This window comes from uncultured Tepidimonas sp. (assembly GCF_938045175.1).
Lineage (GTDB): Bacteria > Pseudomonadota > Gammaproteobacteria > Burkholderiales > Burkholderiaceae_C > Tepidimonas.
Genome location: NZ_CALIND010000115.1, coordinates 1 through 4169, shown reverse-complemented (window position 1 = coordinate 4169; position 4169 = coordinate 1). Strand labels below are relative to the sequence as shown.

Below are 4169 nucleotides of genomic sequence, written 5' to 3'. Positions count from 1 at the left end.
GAGGGCATCCAGCAGGGCGGCGCGGACGCGGTGCTTGCGGCCAGCATTTTCCATTACGGCACCTACACGATCGCCCAGGCCAAGCAGCGCATGGCCGAAGCGGGCATCCCGGTGCGGCGCTGACGCCGCCGCCATCCCCTTGACGGACGTGCTACGCTAGACCCATGACGACGTGGCTGGACGACGTGCGCTGGGATGCGCAAGGGCTGGTGCCGGTGGTCGCGCAAGAGCGCGACAGCGGTGACGTGCTGATGGTGGCGTGGATGAACCGCGAGGCGCTGCAAAAGACCGCCGAGCTGGGCCGCGCGGTCTACTACAGCCGCTCGCGCGGCCGGCTTTGGTACAAAGGCGAGGAGTCCGGGCACGTGCAACGCGTGCACGAGATTCGCTTGGATTGTGACCACGACGTCGTGCTGCTCAAAGTCACGCAAACCGGCCACACCCCGGGCATCGCCTGCCACACGGGGCGGCACAGCTGCTTTTATCAGCGGCTGGATACGGCGCAGGGTGCGTGGCAGGCGGTCGACCCCGTGCTCAAAGACCCTGAGACCATCTACCGCTGAATGGCCATGACCGACACCGCCCCGCCGCTGGACACCCTGCTGCGCCTGGCCGCTGTCATCGACAGCCGCAAGCCCGCCGCTGGCGGCGACCCGCAGCGCAGCTATGTCGCGCGCCTGCTGCACCAGGGGCCAGACGCCTTTCTGAAAAAAATCACGGAAGAAGCGGGCGAAGTGGTGATGGCCGCCAAGGACCTGCAGCATGGCGCCGGCAGCGCCCAGGCGCTCGTGGGCGAGGTGGCCGACCTGTGGTTCCACAGCCTGATCGTGCTGGCGCACTTCGGCCTCGGGCCCGCCGACGTGGTGGCCGAACTCGCGCGCCGCGAGGGTTTGTCGGGCCTGGACGAAAAAGCGCTGCGCAAGGCGCGCGAGCGCGAGGCGGCCCACCCCGGAGCGGCCCATGGATGATCCCCGCATCATCGACGTTCGTGCCACGACGCCGCAGCAGCTCGAGAGCCTGCGCCGCCTGACGCTGGCGGTGTATCTGCTGTATGCCGCGTCGTGGTTTTTGGCGGTCACCGCGCTCATCGGCATCATCATCAACTACGTCAAGCGCGAGGACGTCGTCGGCACCCTCTACGAGAGTCACTTCACCTGGCAGATCCGCACCTTCTGGTGGAGCCTGTTGTGGGCGGTGCTCGGCTTCATCACCCTGTTCATCGGCGTGGGAGCGGTCATTTTGATCGCGGCGGCCATCTGGTCGCTGTACCGGCTCGTCAAGGGCCTGTTGTACTGGAACGACCGCAAGCCCATGCCCGTTTGAGGCGCCCGCATCCTTACGATGTCACCGACCATGTCGCACGACCCGAACTGCATCTTTTGCAAGATCGTCACCGGCCAGATCCCCAGCCGCAAGGTGTACGAGGACGACGAGCTGACCGCCTTTCACGACATCCACCCTTGGGCGCCGGTGCACTTTCTCATCGTGCCCAAGGCGCACATCCCGTCGATGGCGCAGCTCACGCCCGAGCACGAGCGCCTCATGGGCCGCCTGATGGTGCTGGCCCCGCGCTTGGCGCTGGAGCAGGGCTGCGAGCCGTATCCAAAAGGGGGGTTTCGCATCGTGTGCAACACCGGCGAGCACGGCGGGCAAGAGGTGCATCACCTGCATGTGCACGTCATCGGCGGGCCGAGGCCCTGGCGCAAGGGGTGAGCCCCGCCGGTCCTCGTCGCACGGCCGCGCTTTCGGGCACAATCACGGCAGGCGCTATTGGCGGTGCGGTGAACCCCCGGAGGCCGCACCGGATCGAAGGCATTATGGGGCGCAAGCCCCGTCATTGGAGTGAACCATGGGCAGTTTTTCCATTTGGCACTGGCTGGTCGTGCTGCTGATCGTGGTGCTGGTGTTTGGCACCAAGAAGCTCAAGAACATCGGCTCGGATCTCGGCAGCGCCGTCAAGGGTTTCAAGGATGGCCTGAAGGATGGGGGTTCGGCCCCCGACGCGGCCGCCACCGCCACGGCACAGGTCGGCCAGGACAAGGCGGCCGAGAAGACCACCATCGACGTCGACGCCAAGACCAAGTCGTGATCGCGGCCACTCCCGCATGATCGACCTCGGCATCTCCAAGCTCGCCCTCATCGGTGTCGTGGCCCTCGTCGTCATCGGCCCCGAGAAGCTGCCGCGCGTGGCCCGCACGGTGGGTGCGCTGCTGGGCAAGGCGCAGCGCTACGTCGCCGACGTCAAGGCCGAAGTCAACCGCACCATCGAGCTCGAAGAGCTCAAGCGCATGAAGGAGACGGTCGAGAAGACCGCGCGCGAGGTGGAGTCGCAAGTCAGCGCCACCGCCAGCGACTTCGAGCGCGACTGGGCCGAGGTGACCGCCGGGCTGGGTGGCACGTCGTCATCGGATTCGTTGGCCGACTCGTCCTCGATCGGCAGCCCCGTCTATCCCCAATACCGCCGGCCGAAGAAAAACTTCCGCCTCAAGCGCCAGGCCGTCCCCCAGTGGTACAAGGCTCGTGCCGGTGTTCGCACGCGGGCGTTGTCCGGTGCGGCCCGGGTGGCGCGTTACCGCCCCAAGATTCCCCCGCGCTGAGCCATGGCCGATTCCAAAGAGCCCGCCGACGAGCTTGCCGGCACCGAGCAGCCCTTCGTCGCGCACCTGATGGAATTGCGCGACCGAATTCTCTATGCCCTCTATGGCGTGGGGGTGGCGATGGCGCTGCTGGCCATCTGGCCCGGCCCCAGCGGCCTGATCGATCTGATCGCCGTGCCCATCCGTGCCCACATGCCACCGGACGCCAAGCTGATCGCGGTGGGGGTGTTCACACCGTTTTTCGTGCCCCTGAAGGTGCTGATGATGGCGGGCCTGCTGCTGGCGCTGCCGTGGGTCATCTATCAGATCTGGGCCTTCGTCGCCCCGGGGCTGTATAGCCACGAAAAGCGCTTTGCCCTGCCGCTCATCATCAGCGGTAGCGCGTTGGCCTATCTCGGCATCGCGTTCGTGCAGTTTTTCGTGCTCGACAAGATGTTTGCCTTCATCCAGGGCTTCACGCCCGCCAGCGTCAACGCCACACCCGACATCGCCTCCTACGTCGAGGCCATTCTGTCGCTGTACCTGGCGTTCGGCCTGGCCTTTCAGGTGCCGGTGGTGGTGATGCTGATGGTGCGCTTCGACATGGTCACCATCGACAAGTTGAAGGCGTTTCGGGGCTATTTCATCGTCATCGCGTTCGTGATCGCCGCCATCGTCACGCCGCCGGACGTGATCTCGCAGCTGGCCCTGGCCGTCCCCATGTGCCTGCTCTACGAGCTCGGCATCTGGGGAGCGCGCTGGTTCGTCAAAACCAAGCCCGCCGAGGACGAGTCCGCCGCTGCAGACAGTCGCTAGCGGGCAGAAGGGGGCGGACGGCGCGCCGGAATCACCGTCAGCGTGCGGCGGCCTTCGCGCCGCAGCACCTCGACCTCGGTCGCCACTCCCGGTTGGCGTGCCGCCACCGCCGCCAGCAGGCCGGCAACGTCGCGCACGGGCGTGTCGCCCACGCGGCTGATGACGTCGCCGGGGCGGATGCCGGCTTGCGCCGCCGGCCCGTCTTGCAGCACGCCCGCCACCACCACGCCCTGCGCGCCTGGCAGGCCCAGGTGGTCGGCCAGTTCTGGGGTCAGCTCTTGCGGCTCCACACCGATCCAGCCGCGCGTGACCGCGCCATCACGCACGATCGCTTCCATCACCTCGCGCGCGGTGGCGATCGGGATGGCGAACCCGATACCCATCGAGCCGCCCGAGCGCGAGTAGATCGCGGTGTTGATGCCCACCAAATGCCCCTCGGCATCGACCAACGCGCCGCCTGAGTTGCCCGGGTTGATGGCGGCATCGGTCTGGATGAAGTTCTCGAACGTGTTGATGCCGAGTTGGCTGCGGCCCAGTGCGCTGACGATGCCCGCCGTCACGGTCTGTCCGACACCGAACGGATTGCCGATCGCCAACACCCGGTCGCCCACTTCCAGCAACTCCGAGCGCCCCAGCACGATCACGGGCAGATCGTCCAGCGCGATGCGCAGCACCGCCAAGTCGGTCTCGGGGTCGGTGCCGATGACCTGCGCCGGCGCTTGCCGACCGTCGCTGAGCTGCACCAGTATCTCGTCGGCCTCTTCGATCACGTGGGTG

The 4169-nt window shown here is 66.9% G+C and carries 8 protein-coding genes and 1 pseudogene; 8 read left to right on the top strand and 1 reads right to left on the bottom strand.

Annotated elements, in window-relative coordinates; genetic code table 11:
* From Q0716_RS06135 to tatC, 8 genes and pseudogenes are all read left to right on the top strand, one after another.
* A pseudogene (locus Q0716_RS06135) lies at nucleotides 1-123 on the top strand (imidazole glycerol phosphate synthase subunit HisF); the annotation flags it as partial.
* A gap of 41 nt (nucleotides 124-164) precedes the next feature.
* Nucleotides 165-563 (top strand): phosphoribosyl-AMP cyclohydrolase, encoded by a 399-nt coding sequence (gene hisI, locus Q0716_RS06130; RefSeq protein WP_299020855.1) that lies wholly within the window; start codon nucleotides 165-167, stop codon nucleotides 561-563.
* Entirely contained in the window at nucleotides 564-968 is a 405-nt protein-coding gene (locus Q0716_RS06125; protein ID WP_299020854.1) for a phosphoribosyl-ATP diphosphatase, read from the top strand.
* Nucleotides 961-1323, top strand: coding sequence for a hypothetical protein (locus Q0716_RS06120; RefSeq protein WP_299020852.1), 363 nt, complete (start codon nucleotides 961-963; stop codon nucleotides 1321-1323). Before Q0716_RS06125 ends, Q0716_RS06120 begins: the two co-directional genes overlap by 8 nt.
* Nucleotides 1324-1353: 30 nt before the next feature.
* On the top strand, nucleotides 1354-1713 hold the full coding sequence (locus tag Q0716_RS06115; RefSeq protein WP_299020851.1) for a histidine triad nucleotide-binding protein: 360 nt from the start codon (nucleotides 1354-1356) through the stop codon (nucleotides 1711-1713).
* 136 nt (nucleotides 1714-1849) lie between these two features.
* Entirely contained in the window at nucleotides 1850-2089 is a 240-nt protein-coding gene (tatA, locus tag Q0716_RS06110) for a Sec-independent protein translocase subunit TatA (RefSeq protein WP_299020850.1), read from the top strand.
* Nucleotides 2090-2105: 16 nt separating this feature from the next.
* Nucleotides 2106-2597 (top strand): Sec-independent protein translocase protein TatB, encoded by a 492-nt coding sequence (tatB, locus tag Q0716_RS06105; RefSeq protein ID WP_299020849.1) that lies wholly within the window; start codon nucleotides 2106-2108, stop codon nucleotides 2595-2597.
* 3 nt (nucleotides 2598-2600) lie between these two features.
* Nucleotides 2601-3392, top strand: a complete 792-nt coding sequence (gene tatC / locus Q0716_RS06100; RefSeq protein ID WP_299020848.1) for a twin-arginine translocase subunit TatC — start codon at nucleotides 2601-2603, stop codon at nucleotides 3390-3392.
* Here the strand turns inward: tatC and Q0716_RS06095 are convergent.
* Nucleotides 3389-4169, bottom strand: a 781-nt coding sequence (locus Q0716_RS06095) for a trypsin-like peptidase domain-containing protein (protein ID WP_299020847.1), incomplete at its 5' end; no start/stop codon positions are given. The genes tatC and Q0716_RS06095 overlap by 4 nt on opposite strands.

What these genes read in the sequence shown, in the direction of transcription:
- tatC (WP_299020848.1), top strand. Translation starts at nt 2,601, where the DNA reads ATGGCCGATTCCAAAGAGCCCGCCGACGAGCTTGCCGGCACCGAGCAG.
- tatB (WP_299020849.1), top strand. Translation starts at nt 2,106, where the DNA reads ATGATCGACCTCGGCATCTCCAAGCTCGCCCTCATCGGTGTCGTGGCC.
- Q0716_RS06115 (WP_299020851.1), top strand. Translation starts at nt 1,354, where the DNA reads ATGTCGCACGACCCGAACTGCATCTTTTGCAAGATCGTCACCGGCCAG.
- tatA (WP_299020850.1), top strand. Translation starts at nt 1,850, where the DNA reads ATGGGCAGTTTTTCCATTTGGCACTGGCTGGTCGTGCTGCTGATCGTG.
- hisI (WP_299020855.1), top strand. Translation starts at nt 165, where the DNA reads ATGACGACGTGGCTGGACGACGTGCGCTGGGATGCGCAAGGGCTGGTG.
- Q0716_RS06120 (WP_299020852.1), top strand. Translation starts at nt 961, where the DNA reads ATGGATGATCCCCGCATCATCGACGTTCGTGCCACGACGCCGCAGCAG.
- Q0716_RS06125 (WP_299020854.1), top strand. Translation starts at nt 564, where the DNA reads ATGGCCATGACCGACACCGCCCCGCCGCTGGACACCCTGCTGCGCCTG.